The organism is Chryseobacterium daecheongense (assembly GCA_027920525.1).
Taxonomy (GTDB): Bacteria; Bacteroidota; Bacteroidia; order Flavobacteriales; family Weeksellaceae; genus Chryseobacterium; species Chryseobacterium proteolyticum.
The window spans coordinates 719,468-744,680 of sequence record CP115858.1 but is presented as its reverse complement, the minus strand read 5'-3'; the positions used below and the strand labels follow the sequence as shown (position 1 = coordinate 744,680).

The 25,213-nt window shown below is 38.3% G+C and carries 29 protein-coding genes; 3 read left to right on the top strand and 26 right to left on the bottom strand.

The features are described 5' to 3' along the window. Nucleotides 1-19 precede the first annotated feature (19 nt). Complete coding sequence (locus PFY10_03120; protein ID WBV57433.1) at nucleotides 20-1,258, bottom strand: Na+/H+ antiporter; 1,239 nt, start codon at nucleotides 1,256-1,258, stop codon at nucleotides 20-22. A gap of 281 nt (nucleotides 1,259-1,539) precedes the next feature. Here PFY10_03120 and PFY10_03115 point away from each other — a divergent pair, with 281 nt between their 5' ends. Then, nucleotides 1,540-2,046: a pyridoxamine 5'-phosphate oxidase family protein gene (locus PFY10_03115; GenBank protein ID WBV57432.1), complete on the top strand. Its 507-nt coding sequence runs from the start codon at nucleotides 1,540-1,542 to the stop codon at nucleotides 2,044-2,046. A gap of 83 nt (nucleotides 2,047-2,129) precedes the next feature. Here PFY10_03115 and PFY10_03110 read toward each other — a convergent pair whose 3' ends face one another. From PFY10_03110 to PFY10_03100, 3 genes are read right to left on the bottom strand one after another with little or no spacing between them, the layout of a single operon-like run. Further along, nucleotides 2,130-2,363: a thioredoxin family protein gene (locus PFY10_03110; GenBank protein ID WBV57431.1), complete on the bottom strand. Its 234-nt coding sequence runs from the start codon at nucleotides 2,361-2,363 to the stop codon at nucleotides 2,130-2,132. Between the two features lie 4 nt (nucleotides 2,364-2,367). After that, entirely contained in the window at nucleotides 2,368-3,252 is an 885-nt protein-coding gene (locus PFY10_03105) for a dihydrodipicolinate synthase family protein (GenBank protein WBV57430.1), read from the bottom strand. Between the two features lie 31 nt (nucleotides 3,253-3,283). Next, complete coding sequence (locus PFY10_03100; GenBank protein WBV57429.1) at nucleotides 3,284-3,739, bottom strand: cupin domain-containing protein; 456 nt, start codon at nucleotides 3,737-3,739, stop codon at nucleotides 3,284-3,286. Between the two features lie 100 nt (nucleotides 3,740-3,839). On the opposite strand from PFY10_03100, the gene PFY10_03095 reads away from it, so the two are divergent. After that, the gene (locus PFY10_03095) at nucleotides 3,840-5,294 is read left to right on the top strand and encodes a PLP-dependent aminotransferase family protein (protein WBV57428.1); all 1,455 of its coding nucleotides are present in this window, start codon (nucleotides 3,840-3,842) and stop codon (nucleotides 5,292-5,294) included. A 154-nt stretch (nucleotides 5,295-5,448) separates the two neighbouring features. On the opposite strand, the gene PFY10_03090 is transcribed toward PFY10_03095, so the two are convergent. The 17 genes from PFY10_03090 to PFY10_03010 all read right to left on the bottom strand — a co-directional run bounded on the left by PFY10_03090 (nucleotide 5,449) and on the right by PFY10_03010 (nucleotide 20,176). Continuing rightward, a complete protein-coding gene (locus PFY10_03090) occupies nucleotides 5,449-6,105 on the bottom strand; it encodes a hypothetical protein (protein WBV57427.1) in 657 nt (218 codons plus the stop codon). 17 nt (nucleotides 6,106-6,122) lie between these two features. Continuing rightward, on the bottom strand, nucleotides 6,123-7,634 hold the full coding sequence (locus PFY10_03085) for an FAD-dependent oxidoreductase (protein ID WBV57426.1): 1,512 nt from the start codon (nucleotides 7,632-7,634) through the stop codon (nucleotides 6,123-6,125). A gap of 44 nt (nucleotides 7,635-7,678) precedes the next feature. Then, complete coding sequence (locus PFY10_03080; protein ID WBV57425.1) at nucleotides 7,679-7,822, bottom strand: hypothetical protein; 144 nt, start codon at nucleotides 7,820-7,822, stop codon at nucleotides 7,679-7,681. Nucleotides 7,823-7,846: 24 nt separating this feature from the next. Then, nucleotides 7,847-9,316, bottom strand: a complete 1,470-nt coding sequence (locus PFY10_03075; GenBank protein WBV57424.1) for an alpha-amylase — start codon at nucleotides 9,314-9,316, stop codon at nucleotides 7,847-7,849. A gap of 5 nt (nucleotides 9,317-9,321) precedes the next feature. Beyond that, nucleotides 9,322-10,074, bottom strand: coding sequence for an SDR family oxidoreductase (locus tag PFY10_03070; GenBank protein ID WBV57423.1), 753 nt, complete (start codon nucleotides 10,072-10,074; stop codon nucleotides 9,322-9,324). 5 nt (nucleotides 10,075-10,079) lie between these two features. After that, nucleotides 10,080-10,880 carry an SDR family oxidoreductase gene (locus PFY10_03065; protein ID WBV57422.1) on the bottom strand — a complete coding sequence of 267 codons (801 nt, stop codon included), beginning with the start codon at nucleotides 10,878-10,880 and terminating at the stop codon, nucleotides 10,080-10,082. Nucleotides 10,881-10,884: 4 nt separating this feature from the next. Continuing rightward, a complete protein-coding gene (locus PFY10_03060; protein WBV57421.1) occupies nucleotides 10,885-11,385 on the bottom strand; it encodes a nicotinamide-nucleotide amidohydrolase family protein in 501 nt (166 codons plus the stop codon). Between the two features lie 44 nt (nucleotides 11,386-11,429). Next, nucleotides 11,430-12,599, bottom strand: a complete 1,170-nt coding sequence (locus PFY10_03055; protein ID WBV57420.1) for a glutathione-dependent formaldehyde dehydrogenase — start codon at nucleotides 12,597-12,599, stop codon at nucleotides 11,430-11,432. 48 nt (nucleotides 12,600-12,647) lie between these two features. Beyond that, on the bottom strand, nucleotides 12,648-14,783 hold the full coding sequence (locus PFY10_03050; GenBank protein WBV57419.1) for a catalase: 2,136 nt from the start codon (nucleotides 14,781-14,783) through the stop codon (nucleotides 12,648-12,650). Between the two features lie 39 nt (nucleotides 14,784-14,822). Then, nucleotides 14,823-15,203, bottom strand: a complete 381-nt coding sequence (locus PFY10_03045; GenBank protein WBV57418.1) for a hypothetical protein — start codon at nucleotides 15,201-15,203, stop codon at nucleotides 14,823-14,825. A gap of 12 nt (nucleotides 15,204-15,215) precedes the next feature. Beyond that, nucleotides 15,216-15,518, bottom strand: a complete 303-nt coding sequence (locus PFY10_03040) for a hypothetical protein (protein ID WBV57417.1) — start codon at nucleotides 15,516-15,518, stop codon at nucleotides 15,216-15,218. A 66-nt stretch (nucleotides 15,519-15,584) separates the two neighbouring features. Further along, the gene (locus tag PFY10_03035) at nucleotides 15,585-16,175 is read right to left on the bottom strand and encodes a ferritin-like domain-containing protein (protein ID WBV57416.1); all 591 of its coding nucleotides are present in this window, start codon (nucleotides 16,173-16,175) and stop codon (nucleotides 15,585-15,587) included. 70 nt (nucleotides 16,176-16,245) lie between these two features. Continuing rightward, nucleotides 16,246-17,064 (bottom strand): hypothetical protein, encoded by an 819-nt coding sequence (locus tag PFY10_03030; GenBank protein WBV57415.1) that lies wholly within the window; start codon nucleotides 17,062-17,064, stop codon nucleotides 16,246-16,248. A gap of 220 nt (nucleotides 17,065-17,284) precedes the next feature. Beyond that, a complete protein-coding gene (locus tag PFY10_03025) occupies nucleotides 17,285-17,899 on the bottom strand; it encodes a Crp/Fnr family transcriptional regulator (protein WBV57414.1) in 615 nt (204 codons plus the stop codon). A 41-nt stretch (nucleotides 17,900-17,940) separates the two neighbouring features. Further along, the gene (locus PFY10_03020; GenBank protein WBV57413.1) at nucleotides 17,941-18,537 is read right to left on the bottom strand and encodes a Crp/Fnr family transcriptional regulator; all 597 of its coding nucleotides are present in this window, start codon (nucleotides 18,535-18,537) and stop codon (nucleotides 17,941-17,943) included. A 256-nt stretch (nucleotides 18,538-18,793) separates the two neighbouring features. Further along, nucleotides 18,794-19,033, bottom strand: a complete 240-nt coding sequence (locus PFY10_03015; GenBank protein ID WBV57412.1) for a hypothetical protein — start codon at nucleotides 19,031-19,033, stop codon at nucleotides 18,794-18,796. A 258-nt stretch (nucleotides 19,034-19,291) separates the two neighbouring features. Further along, complete coding sequence (locus tag PFY10_03010; GenBank protein WBV57411.1) at nucleotides 19,292-20,176, bottom strand: DMT family transporter; 885 nt, start codon at nucleotides 20,174-20,176, stop codon at nucleotides 19,292-19,294. Between the two features lie 89 nt (nucleotides 20,177-20,265). Here PFY10_03010 and PFY10_03005 point away from each other — a divergent pair, with 89 nt between their 5' ends. Further along, entirely contained in the window at nucleotides 20,266-21,690 is a 1,425-nt protein-coding gene (locus PFY10_03005; protein WBV57410.1) for a PLP-dependent aminotransferase family protein, read from the top strand. Here PFY10_03005 and PFY10_03000 read toward each other — a convergent pair. The 5 genes from PFY10_03000 to PFY10_02980 form a co-directional block, all read right to left on the bottom strand. Continuing rightward, nucleotides 21,687-22,277, bottom strand: a complete 591-nt coding sequence (locus PFY10_03000) for a Crp/Fnr family transcriptional regulator (protein ID WBV57409.1) — start codon at nucleotides 22,275-22,277, stop codon at nucleotides 21,687-21,689. The two genes, PFY10_03005 and PFY10_03000, sit on opposite strands and share 4 nt — an antisense overlap. Further along, nucleotides 22,274-22,654 carry a bacillithiol system redox-active protein YtxJ gene (gene ytxJ, locus PFY10_02995; GenBank protein WBV57408.1) on the bottom strand — a complete coding sequence of 127 codons (381 nt, stop codon included), beginning with the start codon at nucleotides 22,652-22,654 and terminating at the stop codon, nucleotides 22,274-22,276. Before ytxJ ends, PFY10_03000 begins: the two co-directional genes overlap by 4 nt. Next, a complete protein-coding gene (locus PFY10_02990) occupies nucleotides 22,651-23,112 on the bottom strand; it encodes a DUF1569 domain-containing protein (GenBank protein ID WBV57407.1) in 462 nt (153 codons plus the stop codon). Before PFY10_02990 ends, ytxJ begins: the two co-directional genes overlap by 4 nt. Then, nucleotides 23,106-23,642 carry a putative metal-dependent hydrolase gene (locus PFY10_02985; protein WBV57406.1) on the bottom strand — a complete coding sequence of 179 codons (537 nt, stop codon included), beginning with the start codon at nucleotides 23,640-23,642 and terminating at the stop codon, nucleotides 23,106-23,108. Before PFY10_02985 ends, PFY10_02990 begins: the two co-directional genes overlap by 7 nt. Nucleotides 23,643-23,826: 184 nt before the next feature. Beyond that, nucleotides 23,827-24,969 (bottom strand): DEAD/DEAH box helicase, encoded by a 1,143-nt coding sequence (locus PFY10_02980; GenBank protein WBV57405.1) that lies wholly within the window; start codon nucleotides 24,967-24,969, stop codon nucleotides 23,827-23,829. Between the last annotated feature and the right edge of the window lie 244 nt (nucleotides 24,970-25,213).

Below are 25,213 nucleotides of genomic sequence, written 5' to 3'. Positions count from 1 at the left end.
TTGAATATGCTTATACCATTTATAATTTAAACTTTTTAACGATCCATGGTAACGTTAAACCTTGTCCTAATAAGGAGATCAAAACCACAACGACAGATAAAAAGATAATTTCATTACGCATCGGAAACGGTTCTCCTCCATTAATCGTTGTTGGAAGACCTAATGCAATGGCTAAAGAAACAATTCCGCGCATTCCCGACCAGCTAAGAATAAAGCTCGTTTTGGAGTCGAACAAAGCTTCTTCGCTGATTTTTCTTTTACCCTGAAATGCCTTTTGAAGGTTAAATTGCTGCAGATATACCCTGGCCATTCTGATCAGTAAGGTTACAATCACAATAATAGCAGCATAACCCGCATAGGTCCATACCTGGATTTGAGGCATTTTCTTCAAAATAACAGGGAATTCCAGTCCAATCAATAAAAAGATCAATCCATTGAGTAGAAAAATAATGATATCCCAAAAATTACGGGATTGTTCCTTTACATGATCAGGAAATTTAATCCTGCTCAGTTTAGACATTCCCAAACCTAACATAACAACAGCAATTACCCCGGAAACTTTGAAATGTTCAGCAATAAGATAAGTTACAAACGGCATTAAAAGGATCAGGCTGTTTACAACCATGGCATCTTTACGGAAGAAGGCAATAGCGAATCTTAATGCTATAAAAATAATCCAGCCAATAAGAAATCCTCCTCCCAGTACACATAAAAATTCAATGGACGCTTTCCAGGTTACAAAAGCTACTCCTGTTACGGCAGCTACGGCAAAACGATATGCTACCAACGCAGAGGCATCATTGATCAAACTTTCTCCTTCAAGTATAGTCATTGTTTTATGGGAGAGACCTAATCCTTTTGTTACGCCTAAAGCTGCCACAGCATCGGTTGCAGATAGAATAGCGCCTAAGACAAAAGCCAATGGCCACGTCATTCCGGGAATTAGATAATAAGCCAGCACAGCAATACCTGCAGTAGTCATAAAAACAAGTCCTATAGCCAGGGTACCTATTGTATTGAGATTGGTTTTAAACTGCTGAAATGAGATATTAAATGCTGCATCATACAATAAAGGAGGTAAGAAAAGCAACATAATGATCTCCGGATTGATCTCAACCTCTGGCATAGCAGGAACAAACCCGATCATCACCCCGGCAATTAAAAGCAGCATGGGGACGGGAACCTTAAATTTACCCGCTAAACCGGACACCCCGATCATCAGGGCCATAATTACTAAAATGACTGCATAGTTCTCCATCAGGTTTGTTGTATTTCAGATCGTTTTAACTGTTTATTGAATGTATAAAAGTAACAAAATATTATTTCTGCTTATCAAGAGTCCTTTTGTTTTCTTTGTATTATCCAAGACCAGAGGAAAATTTATTTTAGAAGAAGGGGGAAAAATATACCACAAATACTAGTTTTTAATAGACTAAATATTTCGTATTGGCATTTATGGTTAGATTTTTGAAGTGTAATACCTGAAATGAATTATCATTTTATTCAATTTTCATAACCAATCACTTAAAATATAATATTATGTCAACAAAAGATCTTGTCCATTTGGAGGCAATCAAAAAGATTCAGGAACTTTCGACGAAAGCAAGAATTTGTATGTTTTGTACAGAATTGGAAACTGTTCCTGTTAATTCCCGTCCTATGACTTTACAGGAAACGGATGACAGCGGGAATTTATGGTTTATAAGCAGTGAAACCAGCAATAAAAATTTTGAGATCAAAGAAGATCGAAGAGTCCAACTATTCTTTATGAATAATGATGATTCCCAGTATCTTTCCGTATACGGTGAAGCATCTGTATACAAGGATAAAGCTACAATTGAGGAAAAATGGTCCGCAATGGCAAAGGCCTGGTTCGATGGTAAAGATGATCCTAATGTGACCATTATCCGAGTGGAACCGAAAGAAACCTATTATTGGGACACTAAGGCTGGAAAACTGGTAAGTTTGTTAAGCTTTGTTGCTTCTGCCGTTACAGGAATCAAGACCAATAATGCTGATGGTGTGGAAGGCAACGCCAGCATTTGATCATAAAAAAGCAGACCGAGAAATCGGTCTGCTTTTTTAGTATTTTCCTTCTCTATTAATACAGGTTTTGACCTGTTTTCATTTTATCTTTTCACATCTTCCAGCGATGCTCCGAAATTAATATGAAGTACATTCCCGTTAGGAGTAATTAAAGCAGGTACAGACTTTACACCAGCTTTTTCTGCAGCATCAATTCTGTCCCTTTCCTCTCCAAGATGTACAACTTCTATATTGTCTTGACCGATCAGGTTAATGATATCATGCTCTGCACTGACACATACAGGACATCCCGCATGATAAAAAACGGATTTTTTCATTTGATTAATTTTTAAGGTTATTAATAATATTTTTTAACTCTTTTATTTCATTTTCCTGCAGGGGTTTTAGAGGACTTCTTAAGCAGCCTCCATCTTCACCCAGGATATTTAAACCAGCTTTAATCGCTCTCGGAAGTCCTTTGGAAACAATAAACCTGAGTAATTCAACCTGTTTATAAAAAATATCCTGAGCCTCCTGTAATTCGTTATTTTCAATGGCCTTGTACAAATCTATATTCAGTTCAGGAATTAAATTAGGAGCTGCAGTACACCATCCTCTTGCACCAGCCGCAAATGCAGCAAGCGCCAACGGGTTTGATCCGTTATAAAAAGCGACATCCTCTCCAAGCTCTTTTCGCAGGTAATGCATTCTTTGGATATCACCTGTGCTTTCTTTAATCATAGTAACATTGGGAATTTCCAACAACCTTTTCAGTAAGGCCGGGGACATATCTACTCCACCGGTTGCCGGATTATTATACGCCATAATGGGTATTGATATTTTACCGGCTACTTTATCATAATGAGCAACGATTTCGTCATCTGTTAATTTCCAGTAACTCATTGGAATGATCATTACAGCATCAGCTCCCGCCTTTTCAGCAAATTGTGCATGATACGTTGTTTTTTCAGTGGTTAAATTAGAAACACCCACCAGTGTCGGGATCCTTCCCTTTACCTGCTTTAGTGTTGCTTCCGTTACAGCCTCTTTTTCTTCATCTGATAAATACGGCAATACACCGGTACTTCCCAAAGGTGCAATACCGTTACTTCCAGAAACAACAAGTCTTTCGACTAACTTTTTGAAAAGAGGAAGATCTACTTTTTCATTTGTATCAAATGGGGTTATAGGATAGGCAATGATCCCTTTAAATGGAACATTTTTCATGTATTTCTTCTTTTTAAATGGTAATTTGATTTTACAAATCTCTTCCTTCTTCCTCTCTCAATGCTACTCCCAGGTTTTGTAATTGCGGAGCATTTTCACAGGCAATGTATTTTGCAGGTTCGGTATCACTGAGGTTTTGATGCTTGTGCCATCCCCACGATGGAATATATACAGCATCTCCGGCCTGCCATTCCACTTTTTCGCCTTCTATTTCCGTCCACCCTTTTCCCTCTATAACATACAGAACGGTTTCATAAGTATGACGGTGCCTGTTGGTTTGCTGCCCGGGTAATAATCCTCCAATAGTCATGCTTACATTTTTACTGGGCAGATCCACAAAGAAAACAGGATGTTTTCTTTCTGTTGAAAACTGATTATGCTCACCAGCTCTTTCTACATTTTTATGAATGAGATGACTGGGTTTTTGGAATTCTGGTCTTGCAAAAGTTTTATGAAAATCTTTTGAACTGAATTTTTCATTGTCCATGATGTAAAATATTTAATGTTTTTTGCATTATTGCATGACAAAATTATTTTATATTTGGACCAGTTAACTGATTCAGTTTTTATAAAAACAGGTAGTCCAGATGTTGCGTCCTTGGAAATTAGAATTTAAAATCGATAAAAAAAGCTCAAAAGCAGTATATCTTCAGATTGCTGATACCATCATAGCAGATATCCGTTCCGGAAGATTAAGAGCCGGAGATGTACTTCCGGGCAGTCGTATTCTGGCCTCAATGCTTGAAGTGAACAGAAATACAGTCGTTGAGGCTTACCAGGTTTTAATTAATGAGGACTGGGCAATCTCTAAAGAGCGTAAAGGTATTTTTGTTTCTGACAGATTACCTTCTTCATTTGAAATTTATCCCGTTGATACCAAAGCCCGTATAAATGATCATATCCCTTATGCAGATCCTTTTATCATTGATTTTGATGACGGGCATCCAGACAGTAAAATAGCTCCTATTACTGAATTGGCCAGAGCTTACCGTCAGATATTCGACAGGAAAGCCAGATGGCAGATGATGGGATATACAGATGTCCACGGCGACATTGAATTCCGGAGAGCAATTTCCCGGATGCTTAATCACCAAAGAGGAATGGATACCACTGAATATGAGATTTCCATAACCCGGGGAAGCCAGATGGCCATGTTTCTTACTGCAAAAAGTCTCCTAAATCCCGGAGATTATGTAGTGGTCGAAAATCCAGGATATAAACCTGCCTGGAAAGCAATTGAGCATACAGGAGCCCAACTTTTGCCCGTATCCGTAGATCAAGAAGGTATAATAGTGGAAGATCTTATTCAAATTCTGAAAAAGAACAAAAAGATAAAATCGATATATTTAACGCCTCACAGACAGTATCCTACAACCGTTACTTTAAGTCTCGCTAGAAGGATAAAATTAGTAGAGCTTTCCAATGAATATGGCATTACGATAATTGAAGATGATTACGATAATGAATTTCATTTTGGTTACCGGCCCATCCTTCCCCTTTCAAGTTTTGCAGAGCTAGACAATTATGTATATATCGGGACTATGAGTAAAGTTGTTGCTCCGGCTTTAAGAATTGGTTATTTAGCAACCAAGGACACTTTATTGCTTGAAAAGATCGGAGAATTGAGGAAGATCATTGATGTACAAGGCGATGTGATTATGGAACAGGCTGTTTTGGAGCTGATCAAGGAAGGAGCGGTACGAAAGCATATTAAAAGAGCTACAATTCATTACAGGAATAAGAGAGATTTTGTATACCGGCTTTTAAAACAACATATGGCGGGTTGTGCGGATTTTAATTTACCAGATGGAGGACTTGCTTTCTGGATTGCACCTAAAGCAGAATTGAACTGGGATATAGTAACTGGTTTGTTATTAGATCATAAAATTAAAATAATTCATCCCAAGCATTATGGTTTTGATCAACATATTAATGGATTCAGACTCAGTTACGGTTCTCTTTCAGAGGAACAGCTGGAGCAAAGTATTAAGGTTATCGGGGAAATATTGTCCGGTCAACATCAACGAAGCTCTCCCGTTTAGGAAAGCTTTGATGATTATTGATTGTTAAAATGCTTACTTAAAAACTTTTCATTCAACTTACTTTAGTTCTTCTAAAATTTGAGCCCATTTCCGTTGGAAGGAATGATGTTCAAAGGATGAAACATTTCTACTTTCCTTGCTGCATTAACATTAATCAGGGATTTTCGTCATGAGCCATGTCAACGGGTTTAGATTCTGGTGACCCTTTCTCCCTAAGCCAGATGGATAGAATAACAAGAGAAAAAACAGCTAGAAATTCGCTTTGCCAATTCTGAAATGATTCAAACCAGAAACGGGATTCCGTTATATAATCAAATGCTGTAATTACAGGTTTTTCCTTGGAGATCTGCTCCGTATTGTACTCTTTGAGACTACCGTAAAAATGCAGTGCAAAGCTTAAGAGAAATAAAATGGCAAAGGCTATGGATAGAGAATGCTTATACATTTTTAGCCAAATGCCTCCTTTCTTCACAGGCCAGGGTGCTTTTGGATGTGGGACAGGCTCCTTGTCTACATCTTCTTTTTCTTCCAGGGATTTGGATTCACTGGAGCCCTTTTGTCTAAGGGAAATCGTCAGTAAAACATAGATCATCATCTGGAGGAATTCACTTTCCCAGTTTTCAAAAGTCGCCTGAATGAAATGACCGCTGTATACATATTCGCTCAGGCTGAGAGTAGCATTTCCTTCCTCCAGTAATTCTTTATTCTGAGTATTCCAGCCAGTTAAAAACTGCCCCAAAAGACAAATGAGCATTAAAGAAATTAAAACAATACTCAGACTATTCCGGTAAAAGAAATTATTTTTTGACATGACCGTAAGTTTTAAAATTAAGATTCTATTCTTTGCAAATCCTTCACGGCAGGACCCGTAAGAAGCTTACCATTAACATTAAAACGGGATCCGTGACACGGGCAGTCCCAAGTGATCTCTGCACTATTCCATCTTACTTCACATTTTGCATGCGGACAGGTACTCTTTACCATATGTAAACTCCCTCCTTTCTCTTTGTACAGCGCATAAGACTCTCCTTCGTATCGGATCACCTTGGCTTCACCGTCTTTAATCTCCGAAAGTGAAGTTATTTTTTCAGTGAGTAATTTGTCTTTAATAAAATCAAACACTACAGTTGCCTGCTCCTGTACAAAAGTTGAAAATCCAGCGATCGGTTTGATCCTTCCGGGAGAAAAAAGCTGCTCATATTTATTAGATCCTTTTACAATTAAATCACTTAAGATCTGTGAGGTAATCGTTCCGAAGATCATCCCATTTCCCCGAAATCCCGTTGCTGTATAAATACGACCTTTACTTCCCGGCAATACTCCGATATAGGGTAAGCCATCTACCGGCTCGTAATACTGACTGGACCAACTGTATTGAGCTGTCCCCACGTCAAAATACTGACGCACATAATTTTCAAGCCTCGAAAAACATACTCCTGTATCATCAGAATGTCCTGTTTTATGGTCTTCCCCTCCTGCAATTAGAAGGTTTTTCCCATCGATTTCCTGAATCCTGTAATAATGATACGGATCTACCAGATCATAACCAAGATCTTTCGGGTATGAATCACCTTTTAAGGTAAATGCAATGGCATAACTTCTATAAGGTGCATTCATAAAATGAAGCTGGTTAATCCCTGGAGGAATGTGAGTGGCATAAATTACATGTGTGGCATTGATTATGCCTTTCGATGTATGCAATCTCACCATATCGTCAAACTCCTCATGGCTTTCACAAAGGCACTTTTCGATAAACGCACCACCGGCGGCGATAAAAGCTTCGGTAAGTTTTTTTATATATTTAACCGGATGAAATTGCGCCTGATCAGGAATAATTGCCGCTGCTTTAAACGGGATGGGAAATGGAATATCGTTAATAGAATCAATACGATGTCCTACTTTTGAAGAGCCTTCTATAATATCAGCGAGTTTCTTCTCCTGCTTTTCATCCAGAGCAAAAAGATAGCCGGTTTTCATCTCGAAATCGCAATCAATATCAAACTCATGGATATTGTTTTTAATAATATGAAGTGCTTCTATTCCTACATTTTTTAAGAGTATGGCATTATCTAATCCAAAATCTTTAATAGCTTCAGCATAGGTGGTATCAAAGAAATTATTCAGGTGAGCAGTGGTGCCTCCCGTTGTTCCAAAGCCAATATTGGAGGCTTCCAGGATAATGCACTTTTTGCCGGCCTTTTGCAGGCGCATTGCTGTTGAAATACCAGTAATACCGCCACCTACTATGGCTACATCATACAATGGGTCTGTATGGATTTTAGATGGGAATTTTCTGATTTCTTCCTGCCATATACTTTTTCGTACGCCGTCTCTAAACATAATAGATGTTTTAAGTTGTTATTCCAAATTACTATTAATGCACCCTACTTTTTAAGAGTGATGGTGTCATTTTCGACATCCGGACTTTTATATTTTGCCTTTGGCTCATCTTCTTCGAGATTGCATCTGCATGAAACCGCAGAAAAGAGACAAAAAATACCTAAAAGGATCGTTGCTGTTGTTTTCATAATACAAGTATTTGGTGGTTTATATTATTTTTGAATCCAGATGCTTACAGAGCGGGCATTTACTTTAAAAACGGCCCTTCCGTTCTCATCTGATTTTGTTTTATCTTTTCTCTGTTGAAGAAAATCGGAATATTCGGAATTAGCATTTTCTTTCCCCAGATCAATTTCTTTGGCCCCCTCACCGTTGTTAGAAATGATGATGATACATCCTTTGTGTTTTTCATCGCCTTTTCTCATCCATGCAATGCAGTTCGGATCATCAAAATAGTTGATCTGCTCACCATGGGCAAATTCCTGCCGGGCTTTTAAAAGCAGTGGCAAAAGATGAACTTTAGGCATAGAAACTTTAATTTCTTTGCCCTCTGACAAGTCAGTATATTCAGCACCGTATAGGTCCGGATAGAAAATACATGGATAAGCATTTTCGTTCATAAGGATCAATGTATAGGCAATCGGTTTAAACCAATCTTTAACGACAGATTCCAACGCCTGAAGTTTTTGGGTATCATGATTTTCCACAAATGAAACTGAGCATCTGGGATTCTGACTTAAAAGAGTGCCATCCAGAATATTTCTCAGATCATATTTCTCCTCTTCATTGGAGGCATTATAAAAATGGTAATGCAACGGAACATCAAAATAGCATAAAAGGTCTTCCATGAATTCAGAAAAGTCGTTGATTTTTACTACCTCATCTTTCCACAATTCCCCCATAATAAAAATATCAGGCTTAAGCTCCGTTTTTATGTAGATAATCCATTCTTTTAAAAAATCATAGGAAATATGTTTTAACGCATCAAGACGAAGTCCGTCTACTTTAGTCGTATCCACATACCATTTAATCCATCTTTTCATTTCTGTAACAACCTCCGGATTCCGGTATTCAACATCAGCACCCATCAGATAATCGTAATTTCCAAACTGATGACTGACAGAGTCATTCCATTCTTGCCCCGACGTATTGTGGATTTTAAAAACTCCCTGCTTTTCATTGTTGTCCTTAACAATAGTATCTATACCACTAAAACAGTGAAAATCCCATATGAAATCCGAGTATTTTCCATTTCTCCCGGGAAAAGTAAATTTCGTGAAAGCCGATGCTGAAAAAGAATCTCCTACCATTTCATTTCTGTTTTCTCCGTTTACTTCATGTACGATGATATCTTCTTTTTCATCCCCTCCTATCCTGTGGTTAAGAACGATATCCGCATACACCGACATTCCAATATCATGCGCTTTTTGAATTGCGGTAAGGTATTCTTCTTTTGTTCCATATCGTGTGGCTACTGTCCCCTTCTGATCAAATTCCCCTAAATCATATAGATCATATACATCGTAGCCTCTTCCCTCTTTACCCAGCCCGCCTTTTGTAGCAGGAGGAAACCATACGGCAGTTATCCCCAGTTCTTTTAGATCATCTGCTTTTTCTAAAAACTCTTTCCAAAGGTTTCCTTCATAATACCAATGGAAAAATTGCATAATAACTCCATTCATATCATTTATCCATTCACAATAAGTCCTCCGTTAGGATGTAAAACCTGCCCCGTAATCTGCGCAGATTCTGTACTGGCAAGGAATAAAAAACTGTAGGCAACCTCTTCGGGAGTTGCATTTCTCTCAAACGGAGGTTTGCTGGGATCCTCCTCTTCTTCACCAAAAGTTTCCTTGGTAAGAGGTGTTGCTACAGGTCCCGGTGCAACAGCATTGATCCTGATTCCTTTGGATTTCGACTGTAATGCCAGGGAACGGGTAAAAGATACAATTGCCCCTTTTGTAGCAGAATAGTCTACCAGTTCTTCGTGTCCCTGATAAGCCACCGCAGAGGTTGTATTAATAACACTTCCCCCTTCTTTCAGATAAGGGAAAACTACTTTTGTAAGCAGGATCATTCCGATAATGTTGGAATCAAATGTTTTTCTGATATTTTCTTCCTCCAATTGTTCGATATCCTCTGCAGGAAACTGAACTCCTGCGTTATTCACGAGGATGTCTATGCCTCCGAATTCTTCAGCAACCTTCGCTGCCGTCTTTTCACAAAATTCATAGTCATTGATATCTCCCCTAAAAAGGATTGATTTTCTGCCGATCATCATAATGTCATTCTGTGTTTTTTCTGCATCCTCATCATCAGCATGGTAAATGATGGCTATATTAGCTCCCTGCCTTGCAAACAACAAGGCAACCGCTTTTCCAATGCCACTGTCAGCTCCTGTGATAAGAACCGACTTGTTGTTTAATCTTAATTCTCCCATGATCTTTAGTGTTTTTCTGAAACCGGCTCCTGCATGGCACCCATTCTCTGAGCAGCCATGCTGTCCGTCGATACATTAAGCATCGCAACATTTAACTTATTTCTTGTCCCTGAAATGATCTTATCATCTCCTTTCATCAGAGCATTGAATCCATCCATGGCAACATCTGCCGGAGAGGAAAAATTTTCTTTATCTTCCATGATCTTGCTCCTGGTCATATCTGCTTTGTTAAAGAAATCCGTATCTGTCGGTCCCGGTAAAAGGGCTGTTACAGTAATTCCGGTATCCTTCAGTTCTTCACGGATAGCTTCAGACCATGATAATATAAATGCCTTAGTACCGTGGTAAACGGAATGCCAGGGCCCGGGAGATTTGCTTGCAATGGACGCCAGGTTTAGTATTTTTCCACTTCCTTTGGATATGCGATCCTTTAAAAATAGTTTAGTCAGGATCACCACCGATGTGATATTGAGGTTGATGATATCTATTTCCCTGTGTATATCAGTATCCTGAAATTTACCATAAACTCCCTGGCCTGCATCATTAACCAAAATTTCCGGACTAATGGCGTTGGCTTTGAGTTCAGAGTACAAAGAATAAGCTTCATCCTGCAGGAAAAGATTTTTGGAGATAGGGATCACATTCACTCCGTAGCTTTTAAATTCTTCTGCTTTAATTTTGAGCTGATCATGATTTCTGGAAACAATAACCAGGTCATATCCGTTTTTGGCAAAAATTTTGGCAAGCTCATAGCCTATTCCACTTGTAGCCCCTGTAATGAGTGCATATTGATTTTTACGTTCCATAAGTTTATTTTAATATTAAAACCTGGTTAAGCTCACTTTTAAAGCATCCTAGAATAAATTCGGTATAATATAACTGTGCATCCAATGCCTGAGTCTTAGGATGAAGTTCAAGCTTTTTACTCAGAACAATTTCTCCTTTGTATGAAAATGCGAAATATGAAAATATTTTATAGGATGAACTTCTCACCGGTGTACAATAACCTGTAGTTGCAATGGACCAGTCTGTATCAAATAATCTTGCGACACTCAGAGCCATGGTTTTGGCAATATTCTCAGATACGCAATCACATTCTTCAGCTTCTTTCTGATCCACATCCAGAAATATAACTTTCTGTGGTAAAGTGTAGGCGGTGATACCACCGTTATAGAATAGAGAAGCGTTTGGCATTTGTGAAAATGCAAGCTGTAATAAGCCTGATGTTACACTTTCTGCTACAGCAATTGTTTCTCCTGTTTTAAGTAAGGACTGGCTTATATATTGAAGCAAATTTTCTTGAAATTTCATAATCGTAAATTTTTAAGTGATTAATTGGTGTACCATGTCGTGTTTCATACTTTCCATGGGTCCAGGACGACTTTCACACAGCCATCTTCTTTTTTGTCGAAGATTTCATAGCCTTTGGCCACTTCATCCAGCCCGAGACGATGGGTGATAATATCATCGAGTTTTACTTCCCCATGTTCTACATGTTTCATCAGTTTGTCTATAATGGGATGTACAGGAGCCTGTCCTGCTTTTAAAGTGATTCCTTTATCAAAGATCTGTCCGAGTTTAAAATTATCGTAATTCACAGGATAGACCCCCAGAATAGATACGGTTCCTCCACGTCTTACCGCACTCATACAGGCCTCCAATACCTTGATTGATCCCTTTTCAAAATTCAGGACGGCTTTTGCCCTGTCCAGCAAATCTCTTTCAGGTTCGAAACCAACAGCATCAATGCAAAGATCGGCTCCCCGCCCGTCCGTCATGTCCCTGATCTGTTCAATGGTATTTTTGACATCTTCCCATAAAATGGTTTCACAGCCCGTCAGCCTTTTGATCTGATCCAGCCTGTACTGTAAAGTATCAATTACAATGACCTTTTTGGCATTATGAAGAATGGCGCTTTTTACCGACATGGAACCAACGGGTCCGGCCCCAAAGACCGCTACTGTTTCTCCACCTTTTAATTCGCCCCACATAACGCCGGTATAGCCTGTCGGGAAAATATCGGTAAGAAATAAAACCTGTTCATCGGTAAGGTTATCGGCTACTTTTCTGGGTCCGAAATGAGCATAGGGAACCCTTACATATTGTGCCTGCCCACCATCATAACCGCCATAAAGATCCGTATACCCGAATAAGCCTCCTCCTTTTTCGGTAAGGATTCCGCCTTCTGGTCCATAATGTTCCGGATTACTGTTTTCACAAGCACCCGGCAGATCGTGCTGACAAAAAAAGCAGCCTCCACAGGCAACGGGGAATGGAACAACCACCCGGTCTCCAATGTTCAGATGGGTGATGCCTTTACCCAGTTCCTCTACAATTCCCATAAATTCATGTCCCATGACCATAGGACGAACTTGTGGTAATCCCCCTGAATACATATGAAGATCACTTCCGCAAATGGCTGTAGAGGTTACTTTTAAAATGATATCATTTGAATCCTGAATAACGGGATCGTCTACTGTGTCGCAGGTAATTTTACCTGGTGCGTGAAAAACTGCAGCTTTCATAATGTAATATTTTGGTGTGATGGTGTTGTTGGTGCGTAGTATGAATTTCTAAGAATTCCTTTCCGTTTCCAGATGCCACACCCTATGACGGGCAATAGCGTCGATAAACCGATCTTCTGAATTCTGATCCGATGCTTTTATAATCGCAGGGTCTTCGTGCTTTTTATGAGCTACATTAGAATTAGCATAAAGGTTATCCGTTCCAGCTCCAAAATAAAGAGCTTTACAGTGTTGATACGCTTCGTTTATAAAGTTGAGGACTGCATGTTTGTTTTCAGGGCTCAAAAGCTCTTTTTCAGACAGTTCTCCCGGACAAAGCAATAACGCATCAAAACATACACTCTTTGTACTGGTGAGAGAATGCTTGGGAATAAAAGAAGTACCATCATCAGCTGTCACGGGTGCTACGCTCGGACCTATGATCTGTACCTGAGCACCATTCTTTTCAAGAAGGTTTTTCAGCCGGGTTGTTGATTTAGCATCTGTTCCGTTCCCCATTATAAATCCAATGATCCTGCTTTTAATAGTATCTTTAACCGTATTTTCCATGCTTAAGGCCTCTGATTTCGAAATTTCAGGTTCCCTTTCCTCGCTTTGCAATTCTTTCGGATCCGCATCTGCCGGTATACTTTGATTGGGTTGCTCAGGTTTTTTAACTTTTACCCCTAATTTATTTGCTACAATGGAAGCCAGCTTTTCATCAATGAATGCTAGTTGACCTACTAACCTTTCCCTGATTGCAGGAATGGTTACTTTAGAAAGTTCAAAAATAAGAGCGTTTTGCAAATGGCGCTGTTCCGGATCAGATTGACTGTTATAGAACAGTTTTGCCTGAGAATAATGATCAACGAAACTCTTACTTCTGGATCTTATTTTAGCTCCTGAGACTGGCTCCTGATGAGAAACAAATCCTCCTTCCTTCATCATAGCCTGGAAAGGACATCCACCTCCTATAGAATTGGGTTCGTAACTTACTTTTCCTTTAACGATCTGTTGTCTCATATGGCCGTCACGCTGATTATTGTGTACGGTATTTACAGATCTGTTAATAGGAATTTCATGGAAATTGGGTGAACCTAACCTGGATAACTGGGTATCTGTATATGAAAACAACCTACCCTGAAGCAGAGGATCATTACTGAAGTCTATTCCGGGAACAAGATGTCCGGGATGGAAAGCGACCTGTTCTGTTTCAGCGAAAAAATTATCAGGATTTCTATTTAAAGTTAAAGTTCCTACAATCTCTACGGGAACAATTTCCTCAGGAATAATTTTGGAAGGATCTAAAAGATCAAAATCAAAACGATGCTCATCTTCTTCAGGCACTAACTGTACCCCCAGATCCCATTCAGGAAAACTTCCCGATTCGATGGCCTCCCAAAGATCTCTCCTGTGAAAATCCGGATCTGCACCTGAAATTTTCAAGGCTTCATCCCATGCAACAGAATGTACTCCCAGCCTTGGCTTAAAGTGAAATTTCACGAAATGGGATTTCCCTTCCTCATTAATCAGTTTAAAAGAATGGACACCGAATCCCTCCATCATCCTGAAACTTCTTGGGATGGCTCTGTCGCTCATCAGCCACATGATCATGTGCATGCTTTCCGGCATTAAAGAAATAAAATCCCAGAAAGTATCGTGTGCTGAAGCAGCTTGCGGAATTTCGTTGTCGGGTTCCGGTTTTACGGCATGGATAAGATCAGGAAACTTTATAGCATCCTGAATAAAAAATACAGGCATATTATTCCCCACCAGATCATAATTTCCTTCATCTGTGTAGAATTTTACAGCAAATCCTCTTACATCCCTTGCCAGGTCTGTGCTTCCCCGGCTACCTGCAACCGTTGAAAACCTGACAAAAACTGGAGTTTCTTTACCTATCTCACTGAGGAATCTAGCTTTCGTGTATTGGGAAAGACTTTTTGTTAATTTAAAAACGCCATGAGCTCCTGAACCTCTCGCATGAACTATTCTTTCGGGTATACGCTCATGATCGAAATGGGTGATTTTCTCCCTGAGAATAAAATCTTCCAGTAAGGTGGGTCCCCTTTCTCCTGCCTTTAGCGAATTCTGGTTATCATTAATTTTAAGCCCCTGGTTCGTCGTTAACATTTCGTTGTCGTTAGAGGTACTTAATGATTCCAGTTGTTCAATCTTTTGATTATTTTGTGCATCTTTTTTCATAATAGTGTAATTGTTGATTGGTGTTACTCCGAAGAGCTGTTATTCTATGTGATTTATTTCTCTGTCCAGACTATTGATAAGTTTCTGAAGATATTCTTCTTCTTTTAAGACCTTATAATAAGCTGTTTTAGCATATAATGTAAAATTCATATTCCCTGTTGTTTCATGAATATTGGGATGGATTATTGAACTTTCATTTTGATATCGTGTGATGGAAGCAATACATTCTGATGTATAATTATCCAGTGTTGTTTTCAATTGTCCGCAGCTGGCATTATGTTTTATTTTTTCCAAAGATTTCATAACAAATGCACTTACTCCATAGGTATTAATGATACCGGGAAATAAAGATTCATTCTCAAGGATATTATTTTTATCATAGAGGCCCGAATGTTTTAATGTTTCATTTTCAAATATCATAACCGTGGATGTTTAAATTTCTGGGACTTTCAGATACTTGTCAAAATAATGCAGATCTTCTTTGTTCTTTATGGAAAGATAGAACATGATCTGTTTCGGCTCCTTTAATCCGATGCTGTTAAAGTCTTCAAAATGGCCAATCATGGCTCTGATGCTTTCGGTATCAATATCCTTTACCGTAATAAAAACAAGGAAAAGATTCTGTCCGATTTCTTTGGCATATACATTAGCGCTGTCTTCCAGCCATTTCCCTTTATTGGTAACCTCTTTAAACTGATCACATTGTATTGATTTGATTATCGCCTGGTAATTCATTTTGCTATAAGGTATTAAATAAGCCAGATCAATAGAAGCATCAATCTGGCTTATATAGGTAAATGTTTAATCTTCCTGCTCAGCATCAAAATTGATGTAGGTCTCAGCGATCTCAGTTAAGGTATAATCTGTATCCTCTTCTTCTTCGAGGGTCTTTTCCAGAAGATCCGCTGCCTTATCATGTCCCATTGTTATAGCGAGCTGAGCAAGGCCACCATAGGTTGCTATTTCATAATGTTCTACTTTCTGCGCTGCAATAATTAAAGCGGCATCCCGGGTCATCGATCCGTCTTTGGTGGATTTTATAATCTCTTCTCCTTCTTTAATGATCCCTTTTATAGCTTCGCATTCTTTCTTTTCAGGCTTCTCATCGATTAATTTAAAAACCTTTTCAAGGCGGCTTACATGTTTTTTAGTCTGTAACTGATGATCTTCAAAAGCATCTTTCAGTTCCTCTGTCGTAGCGGCTTCCTGCATTTTTTCGAGAGCATCAATAATTGCATTTTCAGCAAAATAAATATCTTTTAATGCACTTACGAAAAATTGATGGAGGGAAGAATCTTTCATCTCCTTTTCATTAACAGAAGCGTTTCCTACTGTTATTTTCTTTTCAGGAGTTGTTGTAGCTGTATTGGTTTCTGATGTTTTCGTTGCCATAATGTGTGGTGTTTAATAGTAAAGATTGCCCCTTCAATCAGGGAAGGGACAATCTGATTAATAATATAAATTATGAATTACGTCTGCCTCCGAATCCTGATCTTCCGGAACCTGATCCCGAACCCGAAGATCTTCCACCTCCATGAGATGCCTGACCTCCCATACGGGCGATTCTTGTACGTTCAGCTTTGCTCATGGCAGCAAAACCTCTTCTTGAACTTCCGTTTCCGGAATTTGTCCCACGGCCAGAGGAATTACCACTATTTGATCTAGAACCTGAACCTCTGGAACTACTATTGCTTGATGATCTGCTATTGGAACCGGAATTTCCAGATCTGGAACCCGAAGAAGACCTTCCACCTCCATGCGAAGCTTCACCACCCATACGGGCAATTCTTGTACGCTCAGCTTTACTCATAGATGCAAAACCTCTTCTTGAAGTTCCATTTCCTGATGAACTCCCTCTTCCTCCGGAACGTGATCCGGAATTAGAGTTGCTACGGGAACCAGAGCTACCTCCTCTTCCTCTTCCTGATGTAAATCGGCCCTGACTATCTCTTTGCTGATTTCCATTTCCTGACCTACCACGACCTCTGTTGCCACTGCCATTGTCATCGTCGTCGTCGTCATCATAATCCTCATAATCGTCATCTTCATAATCTTCATCTTCATCGTCGTAATCTTCATCATCATACTCCTCATCATCGTCATCATATTCATTATCATAATAATCCTCATAATCTGAGAAATCATCATCATAATCCTCTTCTTCGGATGCATCGTTATAACCATGGTCATAACCTAATTGATACACTTCTTCAAGTGTTGATCTTGACTCATTGGATGAATTACCTCTTGAACTTCGATTGTTTGAATTTCTGGTGTTCATAACTTTAAATTTTTTGTAATTAATATTGCGTGATGTTATTAATTATTGGACGTGACTAGTATTGAACAACAATTAATGATTTGATGTTTTTAAATAAATTGTACAGCAAAAAAAGGAGTAATTATTTTACTCTGGAAAAGGAATTACATTCCTTAGTTGTAAATTAGTATATCAAAGATAGGAGATTAAAATGCCTATTCTTATGACTTGAATCATGTTACTAATATAAAATTCGTCTATTTTCGATTTTAATAGAATTTTCTTTTTCCATTTTCTTTAACGTTCTGATAACAGTCTCTACACGCAACCCGGTAAGGTTGGCAATCTGCTGTCTTGTCAGCTCTATAGGAAATTCAAACTGGCAGTCATTCTCCGAATAGCTCTTCAGGTACTCCATGAGCCCTTTCAATCTAAATACAGGATTCTGATATGCCATATACTGGGTCATCAGTATTTTATAATATAGCCTTTGAGAAAGGCAGGTGTTCATCATTAAAGAAAGATCTGGATTTTTTTCCAGTAATTTCAGGAAGCTTTCTTTTGATATTCTTATAATTTGTGTAGATGTTAACGCCGTTGCGTTTGTTGGATATAATTTATCCAGAAAGAGTAATGGATCTCCAAAACTCTGGTTTTTTCCTAATATATTCTGGATAAACTCTTTTCCCTCTTCATTATAATTATTAAGCTTTACTTTTCCGTCAGCAATCTGAAAATAATAAAGCGCATGGTCACCTTCTCTGAAAATCAATTCCCCTCTTTTATATGTTCTATCTTCTGCACCAAAAGAATATAAAAGTTCCTGGTCAATGTTCATGCAGCTTATTGTTTTCATTCTGTTTCCATTTGTACCCAGAAAAATACTAAAACTAAACCTTAGTACAAAATTTTTCTGTTTTCAATCTGCACGGTGCATTCTTTTTCCATTTTTTTAAAAGATCGTATGACTGTTTCTACACACAAGCCTGTAAGGTTGGCCATCTGCTGTCGGGTTAAAGGAATAGAAAACGAATAAGGGCTTTTGTCATTATGAAAACTCTTCAGATAGTCCATCAAACCTTTTAGGCGTGTTATAGGATTAAGGGAAGATATATTCTGCATCATTACATATTTATAATAAAGCCTTTGGGATAAAAAGTTGCTGATTTCAAGATAGAGCTCAGGAGATTCCTCCAGCAATTGAAAAAAAAGATTTTTAGAAAGTCTCAGGATATTACATTCCGTCAATGCCTCGGCATTCATAGGATAAGGTTTATCTATGAAGAGAATAGACTCGCCACAGCATTGTCCTTCTGATAAGATGTTCTGGATAAATTCCTTACCATCTTCATTATAATTATTCAATTTTACTTCACCCTCTACAATCTGATAATAATAGTGTGCAAAATCTCCTTCACTAAAAATAAAATCCGAAGGACTATATTGTTTTGTCTCAGCTCCCATAGAATATAAGACGTTTTCGTTGATTACCATAATATTTAGTTTTTGGTATTATTATATAAACAAAGTTCACAAAAACACCCTAGTAAAATATTTTAATGGACCAATGCTTTTACAAGTGCAATAATTGCACCTATTGATTATTTTTTATGTTAATTATGATTTAATTAACTGATTGAAATACAAATTATTATATAGAAATATTTTCGTAAATCTATCAACAAAAGGCATTCGTGAGATATCACGAATACCCATTTACTTGAAAGAATTTTTACGTTAATTTGAACAATTATCTCTTTTTATTTGTGGTAGAATCCTGTGCAGGCATAGTGGCTGTGCCGGATTGGGCAGTACTGTCTCTGGAAGGCAATGATGTAGTCATCGTGTCAGAGGCTGGAGGAACAGCTCCCATCGTATCCCCCGGAACTGTAGTTACCGTGTCAACGCCGTTATTCATCTGATTTTCCTTTTCTTTTTTGCAGCTCAGGATAAGTAAACCCATGATGCTTAATGATAAGATCAATTTCATAATATTTTTATTTTGTGGTGTGTGATGTATATAATATAATTTTAAATAAAAATCAATCATATTTATATATGAACGATTATTTAATAATTATATTTCAAATCTACAGATAAAACATTCATGAATTTATGACTTCAATCATAAGGTTTTTTGTGTGAAAGTTTAATTTATAATACCATAAAGCCTTACCAGAGTGATTTATATACAACAAAAAAGACTGCCTTACAGCAATCTTTTCTTGTTATAATATTTTTAAACCTTTTATTTTGCAAATTTTTTGGTCCCAACAACACATAAAATCACACCAATTGTCACTCCCAGCATTCCTATACTTACAGGTTCATGAAGCAGATAGGCGGCCAATGCAAGTCCAAAAAATGGTTGTAAAAGCTGTAATTGCCCTACACTCGAAATTCCTCCCTGCGCAAGTCCTTTATACCAAAAAATAAACCCGATAAACATACTGAATAATGAAATATAAGCTAGGCCAAACCATCCCTGTCCGCTCACGGTTTCAATATGGTTGGGAAAATAGATGAAAAATAAAGGGATCATAAGGGGTAAGGCCAGTATCAGCGCCCAGGATATCACCTGCCACCCTCCCAGTGTTTTTGACAACTTAGCACCTTCCGCATAACCAAGCCCACATAAAACAACAGCGGCAAGCATCAGAATATCGCCAACAGGAGAAGCCGATATCCCCTGCGAAACAGCATATCCTATGACCAAAAGGCTGCCGGCAATAGAAAAAAACCAAAATACAGGATGCGGTCGTTCACCACCTCTCAGTACCCCGAATATAGCCGTTGCAAGAGGAAGCATTCCTAAAAACACGATAGAATGTGCAGATGTAATATATTGAAGGGCCAGAGAAGACAACAAAGGGAAACCAATAACACATCCCAATGAGACCAGAGCTAATGGGAATATCTGTTCCTTTACCGGACGTTTTTCTTTATATATCAGAATGACAGATAAAGCCAATACACCGGCAATGGTTGCCCGCGCGATCGTTACGAAAATTGGGTTCATATCCATTACAGCTAATTTTGTGGCCGGCAGCGAACCGCTGAATAGCAATACTCCGATAAATCCGTTGATCCATCCGCTAAGAGCCTGATCTTTTGAAATTTTATTCGTTATCATTTTATATTTTATTATAAATCAAAATTAGAGAGGAAAAATAAATAAACACAGTCTCAGTTTTGTATATTTGTATGAGCACAGTTTAAGATATGAGTAAAAATTTTTTGTACACAGAGATCACCAATGGTTTTATTTCACAGATTACAAGCGGAGTTTTGAAGCCTGGTGATAAGCTTCCGTCGGTAAGAAAATTATGCCTTGAGCATCAGATTAGCATGAACACGGCAAAGCGTGTATTCCTGGAACTGGAATCCATGTCACTCATTGAACCCAAACCACAGTCCGGATATTTTGTAAGTCAGTTACTTTCGGTAAAGCTTCCGCTTCCTGAAGTCAGCAGGCCATCACTGATTGCCAATAATAACGAACCCGATGAACTCATCAGTAAAGTGTATGAAAATATGGGAAAGAAAAATCTTACCCTTTTTTCCATAGCAATTCCATCCGGAGAATTATTACCGCATGCAAAACTTAAAAAGGAAATCATCCATGCCACACGGGAGCTTGAATATGGAGGCGCAGAGTATGAGGAACTCCAAGGGAATTTAAAATTAAGAAGAATGATCGCCCAAAGATCTTTATCCTGGGGCGGAAACTTTAGCGAAAATGACCTTGTGACGACCAACGGTGGAATGAATGCTTTGTCATTTTGTCTGATGGCTTTAGGAAAACCGGGAGATACAATAGCTATAGAAAGCCCATGTTATCCGGGCATCTTACAACTGGCTACCGGCTTTGGACTTAAAGTATTGGAATTGCCTACCCATCCTGCCCATGGAATTGAAATCGAATCCCTGAAAAAAGCTATTCCTAAAATTGACATCTGCTTATTGATCCCTAATTTCAATACTCCTTTAGGAAGCTGTATGTCTGATGAAAATAAAAAAGAAGTCGTAAAACTTCTTGCCGAAAATAACATTCCGCTTATTGAAGATGATGTGTACGGGGATATTTATTTCGGAACACACCGTCCGAAATGCTGTAAGTCCTTTGATACAGAAGGAAATGTTTTGTATTGCAGCTCTATCTCAAAAACGCTTGCCCCGGGTTATCGTGTAGGATGGATTGCTCCCGGAAAGTACAAAGACAAAATCCTCAAACTCAAACTTCTTCATTCCACCTCTTCTATTTCTATTGTAAATGAAGCCGTTGCTAATTTCTTAAAAACCGGGAAATACGAAAAACACCTTCAGGAACTACGGAAAACCTTGCAGGCTAATTATCAGAATTATGTCCAGACCATTGCGCAGCATTTTCCGGAAGGAACCAAAACAAGCAGGCCACAGGGAGGGCTTTCCCTCTGGGTGGAATTCGATAAAAAAATACAGACCCGGAAATTATACGACCTTGCCATTAAGCGAAGTATAAGCATTGCACCGGGAAGAATGTTCAGTCTCCAGGATCAGTTTGAAAATTGTATGAGAATGTGTATCGGGCTTCCCTGGTCAGAAGAAACCCAACAAAAGCTAATAGAGGTAGGAAAAATGGCTAAAATGATTGAGAGGGAATCTTAATCAACAACAAAGTTTTTCCTCGCTAATTCCTTTCTTACACGGCTCAGGCTTTCAGGGGTAATTCCTAAATAAGATGCGATCATCCATTGTGGTACCCGTAATAATAAATCCGGGTACATTTTAATGAATTTAAGATATCTTTCTTCCGCTGTCTCGCCTAATAATGAGCTGATCCTGTCCTGAAGACTTCTGACGTGCTTTTGTAAAAGAATATCCCGTCTTTCTGCACTGTCCGGAAACTGGGAGACCAGTTTGTTAAAAAAGTCCGGATGAAGAAATAAAACTTCGGAATCCTCCACAGCCTCTATATAATACACCGATTGTTCGTTAAAGTAAATACTGGTACGGTCAGAAATCAGCCAGCTTTCAGGGGCAAATTGTATGATGTGTTCTTTTCCGTTCTTATCGATCGAATACATCTTTAAAAGCCCTTTTTCTACAAAAAATACATAGCGGCAAATTTCGCCGTATTGCAGAAGGAACTGGTTCTTTTGAACTTTTTTTACTTCATAGTGCAAGCTACAGCCATTAACCTGTTCTGTGGGAACATTTAAAACCTGAGCTAGGTAGTTATTAATATTCTTCATTGTGCGATTTGGGTTATTGATATATTCTGATGCGAAGCATTATTTACGGCTTTTCCGTTTTCTACTACAATCAGTTGAGGACTTTGATGGGTTACATCAAGATCTTCTGCTATCTTATTGGAAATAGGTCTGTATGCCAGCAAATCAAGAAAATATAAATCTGCATTGGTACCGGCATCATTAATTTCCGATTCAAAATTCCTGAGCACCGTCTTACTGATAAAACAACTGGTAGAATGTTTGAATATGGCAACCTTGTTATGGTATGATCTTTCTATAGCTTCTGCGAGATCTTCCTCGGATTCTATTTTTTTCCAGAAAGATTTCTGTTCCGGTTTCTCTTCTTTTCCGCCAAATATTTTATCAAAAAAACTCATACATTAAATTGTTTTAGGTGATGGTCGAGATGTTTATACTCCAGAAAACCCCAGTCTTTCTCTCCCATTTTTCCAAAAAGGACATGCTTTTCCGGCAGGTTATCTTGGGTATAACATTCCCAATACTCATTCATTGTTTCTAAGAGTCCTCTTTTGGCCTCAGTAAAATCACATTCAAAATTAACGATAAGTTTTCTAAAAGTAGGCATATTTCGGGGAATTCCGTTATTAAAGAACTGCATTTCTATTTTAGTGAGCACTCCTATTGTCTCAAAAAAGGGATTGATAGTGGAAAGCCAGGTTTTTCCCAATGCAATGCCAAGAATAAGGTCACAATGTTTTAACATTTGAGCAACATTCATCTTACCCCATTTTCTTGGAGAATTTTCAGTAAGCATGGAAACCCTGTTGAGGATCTCATCAAAATAGATTCGGTTATGCAGACTCTTTTTTACCAACCTCTCTCCTTCTTCAGATTTTCAATATGAGTAAAATGATGATTGCAATGCCAGCTATAAAATGCCAGATAGCTTCTAAGGTCATAATCCTGATGGTTTTCAGGATGATGAAATGTTCTTTCGAATTGCTTATTCGTGAGTGTTTTAAGGAGGATATACCATCTTTCGTGAGTTCCTTTGATCATTCTCATTGCAGGTTTCACAGGAGAACTTCTGCTATCCTGAAGCTCAGCCCATTTTGCCTCTTCATAAGGTTTTATGGTTGGATTATTTTCCGTTAAAGCCAATTTAAAACGAATGAAACTATTAATATGGCTGTCTGCAATATGATTGACAAGCTGTCTTACTGTCCATCCTCCTTCCCGATATGGGGTATCCAATTGATCATCCGAAAAGTTTTCAATCAGATTTTTCAGTTTGGCAGGAAAGTGTTTGATCACTTTTATATATTCATCCAATTGGATATCATCGATGCTTTCCGGCTTTTCAAATGGTCCGATCGGATATTTTTTTAATTCTAAATTGCTCATTTTTAATTATCGTGGTTAATATGTTCTTCATCCTTTCAATAAATAACACAAAGGTTTTTGCCCTTCCGGAATTTTTTCTAAAATTACTACAAGAAAAGCTATCAGCCAACAAAAAAATAGGGATTAACGGGATAAAATAAAACGCCTCAATTCTTAAAAAAAAATTGAAGCGTTTTTATTGTTTCTAATAACCGTGAAGATCGATTCCTTCCGTCCTTTGCAATGTCACTTTTTTACCCATTTTCTTTTGAATAACCCTGAAATGTTGCAACTCATCATCCGTGAGGATTGAAATGGCGGTACCTTTTTCATTGGCTCGTCCCGTCCTTCCGATACGGTGAATATAATCCAAGGGTGAACGTGGTAGCTCATAATTGATCACACAAGGCAAAGACTCAATATGAATGCCTCGTCCCAGTAAGTCCGTAGCAACCAAAATCTGAGCACCGTTTACCTTGAACTCTTCCAGATTATTTCGTCGGGCACCCTGTGACTTCTGACTGTGAATGGCTACTGCCTTAATTTTATTCTTTTTAAGCTTTTCAACCAGATTATCTGCTGACTTTGTTGAAGATACAAATACCAAAGCTTTTTCAACCTTTTTCTCTTTGATTAAATAACGCAGGAAAGGCCCTTTATGTTCAGGAGAAACATGATAAGCCAGTTGCTCAATATTATCAATTTCAACTGCTTCCTTTTTTATTTCAATAATAACGGGATTATGGGATAAACGTTCTTTTATTTCAGAAACTTTATCATCTACAGTTGCTGAAAACATAGTCGTTTGTTTCATCGCCGGCATTAAAGCAAAAAGCTTATTCATTTCGTCACCAAATCCAAGCTGGAACATTTTATCTGCCTCATCAATCACCAGGTGCTTTATTTCTGAAATGCTCAAAGCTTTATGTTCTATCAGGTCCAATAAACGTCCTGGGGTCGCAATAAGGACTTCTACTCCGAACATTCCTTTCATCTGAGGGTTGATAGAAACTCCACCATATACTGCCATCGTACGGATATCACGTTTCAGGTTTCCGGTAAAGGCTCTGAAAACTTCATCAATCTGGATTGCAAGCTCACGCGTAGGAACCAATATCAAAACCTGAATATTACGGTCTTTCTTAACTTCTGCATTCTGTAATTTTTCTAAAATAGGCATCACAAAACAAGCGGTCTTTCCGGAACCGGTTTGTGCAATTCCCATCAAATCCTTTCCCTGTAAAATAACAGGAATAGCTTGCTCCTGAATTGGAAATGGCTTTAAATAGCCTAGCTTTTTGACAGATTGAATAATATTGTGCGATAATCCCAAAGACTCAAATGACATAAATACATATTTGCTGCAAAGATAAACTATTGATATTTGGTTTACACCCGAACCGGATTATTAATTTTACAGGTGAATGAGTCTGTTGGGATGGAAATTAATTATTTAAAAATTTAATCTATAATCAAGGACCATTTTCTGTGATGAACTCATCCATTGACAATGGTGAATTCTTTCATAAAGTGTCGTTTTGTCCGATAATTCGTGTTTGGACAATTTTTTGAGTATTAGTTTTTGTAAATTT

What these genes read in the sequence shown, in the direction of transcription:
- PFY10_03120 (WBV57433.1), bottom strand. Translation starts at nt 1,258, where the DNA reads ATGGAGAACTATGCAGTCATTTTAGTAATTATGGCCCTGATGATCGGG.
- PFY10_03115 (WBV57432.1), top strand. Translation starts at nt 1,540, where the DNA reads ATGTCAACAAAAGATCTTGTCCATTTGGAGGCAATCAAAAAGATTCAG.
- PFY10_03110 (WBV57431.1), bottom strand. Translation starts at nt 2,363, where the DNA reads ATGAAAAAATCCGTTTTTTATCATGCGGGATGTCCTGTATGTGTCAGT.
- PFY10_03105 (WBV57430.1), bottom strand. Translation starts at nt 3,252, where the DNA reads ATGAAAAATGTTCCATTTAAAGGGATCATTGCCTATCCTATAACCCCA.
- PFY10_03100 (WBV57429.1), bottom strand. Translation starts at nt 3,739, where the DNA reads ATGGACAATGAAAAATTCAGTTCAAAAGATTTTCATAAAACTTTTGCA.
- PFY10_03095 (WBV57428.1), top strand. Translation starts at nt 3,840, where the DNA reads ATGTTGCGTCCTTGGAAATTAGAATTTAAAATCGATAAAAAAAGCTCA.
- PFY10_03090 (WBV57427.1), bottom strand. Translation starts at nt 6,105, where the DNA reads ATGTCAAAAAATAATTTCTTTTACCGGAATAGTCTGAGTATTGTTTTA.
- PFY10_03085 (WBV57426.1), bottom strand. Translation starts at nt 7,634, where the DNA reads ATGTTTAGAGACGGCGTACGAAAAAGTATATGGCAGGAAGAAATCAGA.
- PFY10_03080 (WBV57425.1), bottom strand. Translation starts at nt 7,822, where the DNA reads ATGAAAACAACAGCAACGATCCTTTTAGGTATTTTTTGTCTCTTTTCT.
- PFY10_03075 (WBV57424.1), bottom strand. Translation starts at nt 9,316, where the DNA reads ATGAATGGAGTTATTATGCAATTTTTCCATTGGTATTATGAAGGAAAC.
- PFY10_03070 (WBV57423.1), bottom strand. Translation starts at nt 10,074, where the DNA reads ATGGGAGAATTAAGATTAAACAACAAGTCGGTTCTTATCACAGGAGCT.
- PFY10_03065 (WBV57422.1), bottom strand. Translation starts at nt 10,880, where the DNA reads ATGGAACGTAAAAATCAATATGCACTCATTACAGGGGCTACAAGTGGA.
- PFY10_03060 (WBV57421.1), bottom strand. Translation starts at nt 11,385, where the DNA reads ATGAAATTTCAAGAAAATTTGCTTCAATATATAAGCCAGTCCTTACTT.
- PFY10_03055 (WBV57420.1), bottom strand. Translation starts at nt 12,599, where the DNA reads ATGAAAGCTGCAGTTTTTCACGCACCAGGTAAAATTACCTGCGACACA.
- PFY10_03050 (WBV57419.1), bottom strand. Translation starts at nt 14,783, where the DNA reads ATGAAAAAAGATGCACAAAATAATCAAAAGATTGAACAACTGGAATCA.
- PFY10_03045 (WBV57418.1), bottom strand. Translation starts at nt 15,203, where the DNA reads ATGATATTTGAAAATGAAACATTAAAACATTCGGGCCTCTATGATAAA.
- PFY10_03040 (WBV57417.1), bottom strand. Translation starts at nt 15,518, where the DNA reads ATGAATTACCAGGCGATAATCAAATCAATACAATGTGATCAGTTTAAA.
- PFY10_03035 (WBV57416.1), bottom strand. Translation starts at nt 16,175, where the DNA reads ATGGCAACGAAAACATCAGAAACCAATACAGCTACAACAACTCCTGAA.
- PFY10_03030 (WBV57415.1), bottom strand. Translation starts at nt 17,064, where the DNA reads ATGAACACCAGAAATTCAAACAATCGAAGTTCAAGAGGTAATTCATCC.
- PFY10_03025 (WBV57414.1), bottom strand. Translation starts at nt 17,899, where the DNA reads ATGAAAACAATAAGCTGCATGAACATTGACCAGGAACTTTTATATTCT.
- PFY10_03020 (WBV57413.1), bottom strand. Translation starts at nt 18,537, where the DNA reads ATGGTAATCAACGAAAACGTCTTATATTCTATGGGAGCTGAGACAAAA.
- PFY10_03015 (WBV57412.1), bottom strand. Translation starts at nt 19,033, where the DNA reads ATGAAATTGATCTTATCATTAAGCATCATGGGTTTACTTATCCTGAGC.
- PFY10_03010 (WBV57411.1), bottom strand. Translation starts at nt 20,176, where the DNA reads ATGATAACGAATAAAATTTCAAAAGATCAGGCTCTTAGCGGATGGATC.
- PFY10_03005 (WBV57410.1), top strand. Translation starts at nt 20,266, where the DNA reads ATGAGTAAAAATTTTTTGTACACAGAGATCACCAATGGTTTTATTTCA.
- PFY10_03000 (WBV57409.1), bottom strand. Translation starts at nt 22,277, where the DNA reads ATGAAGAATATTAATAACTACCTAGCTCAGGTTTTAAATGTTCCCACA.
- ytxJ (WBV57408.1), bottom strand. Translation starts at nt 22,654, where the DNA reads ATGAGTTTTTTTGATAAAATATTTGGCGGAAAAGAAGAGAAACCGGAA.
- PFY10_02985 (WBV57406.1), bottom strand. Translation starts at nt 23,642, where the DNA reads ATGAGCAATTTAGAATTAAAAAAATATCCGATCGGACCATTTGAAAAG.
- PFY10_02980 (WBV57405.1), bottom strand. Translation starts at nt 24,969, where the DNA reads ATGTCATTTGAGTCTTTGGGATTATCGCACAATATTATTCAATCTGTC.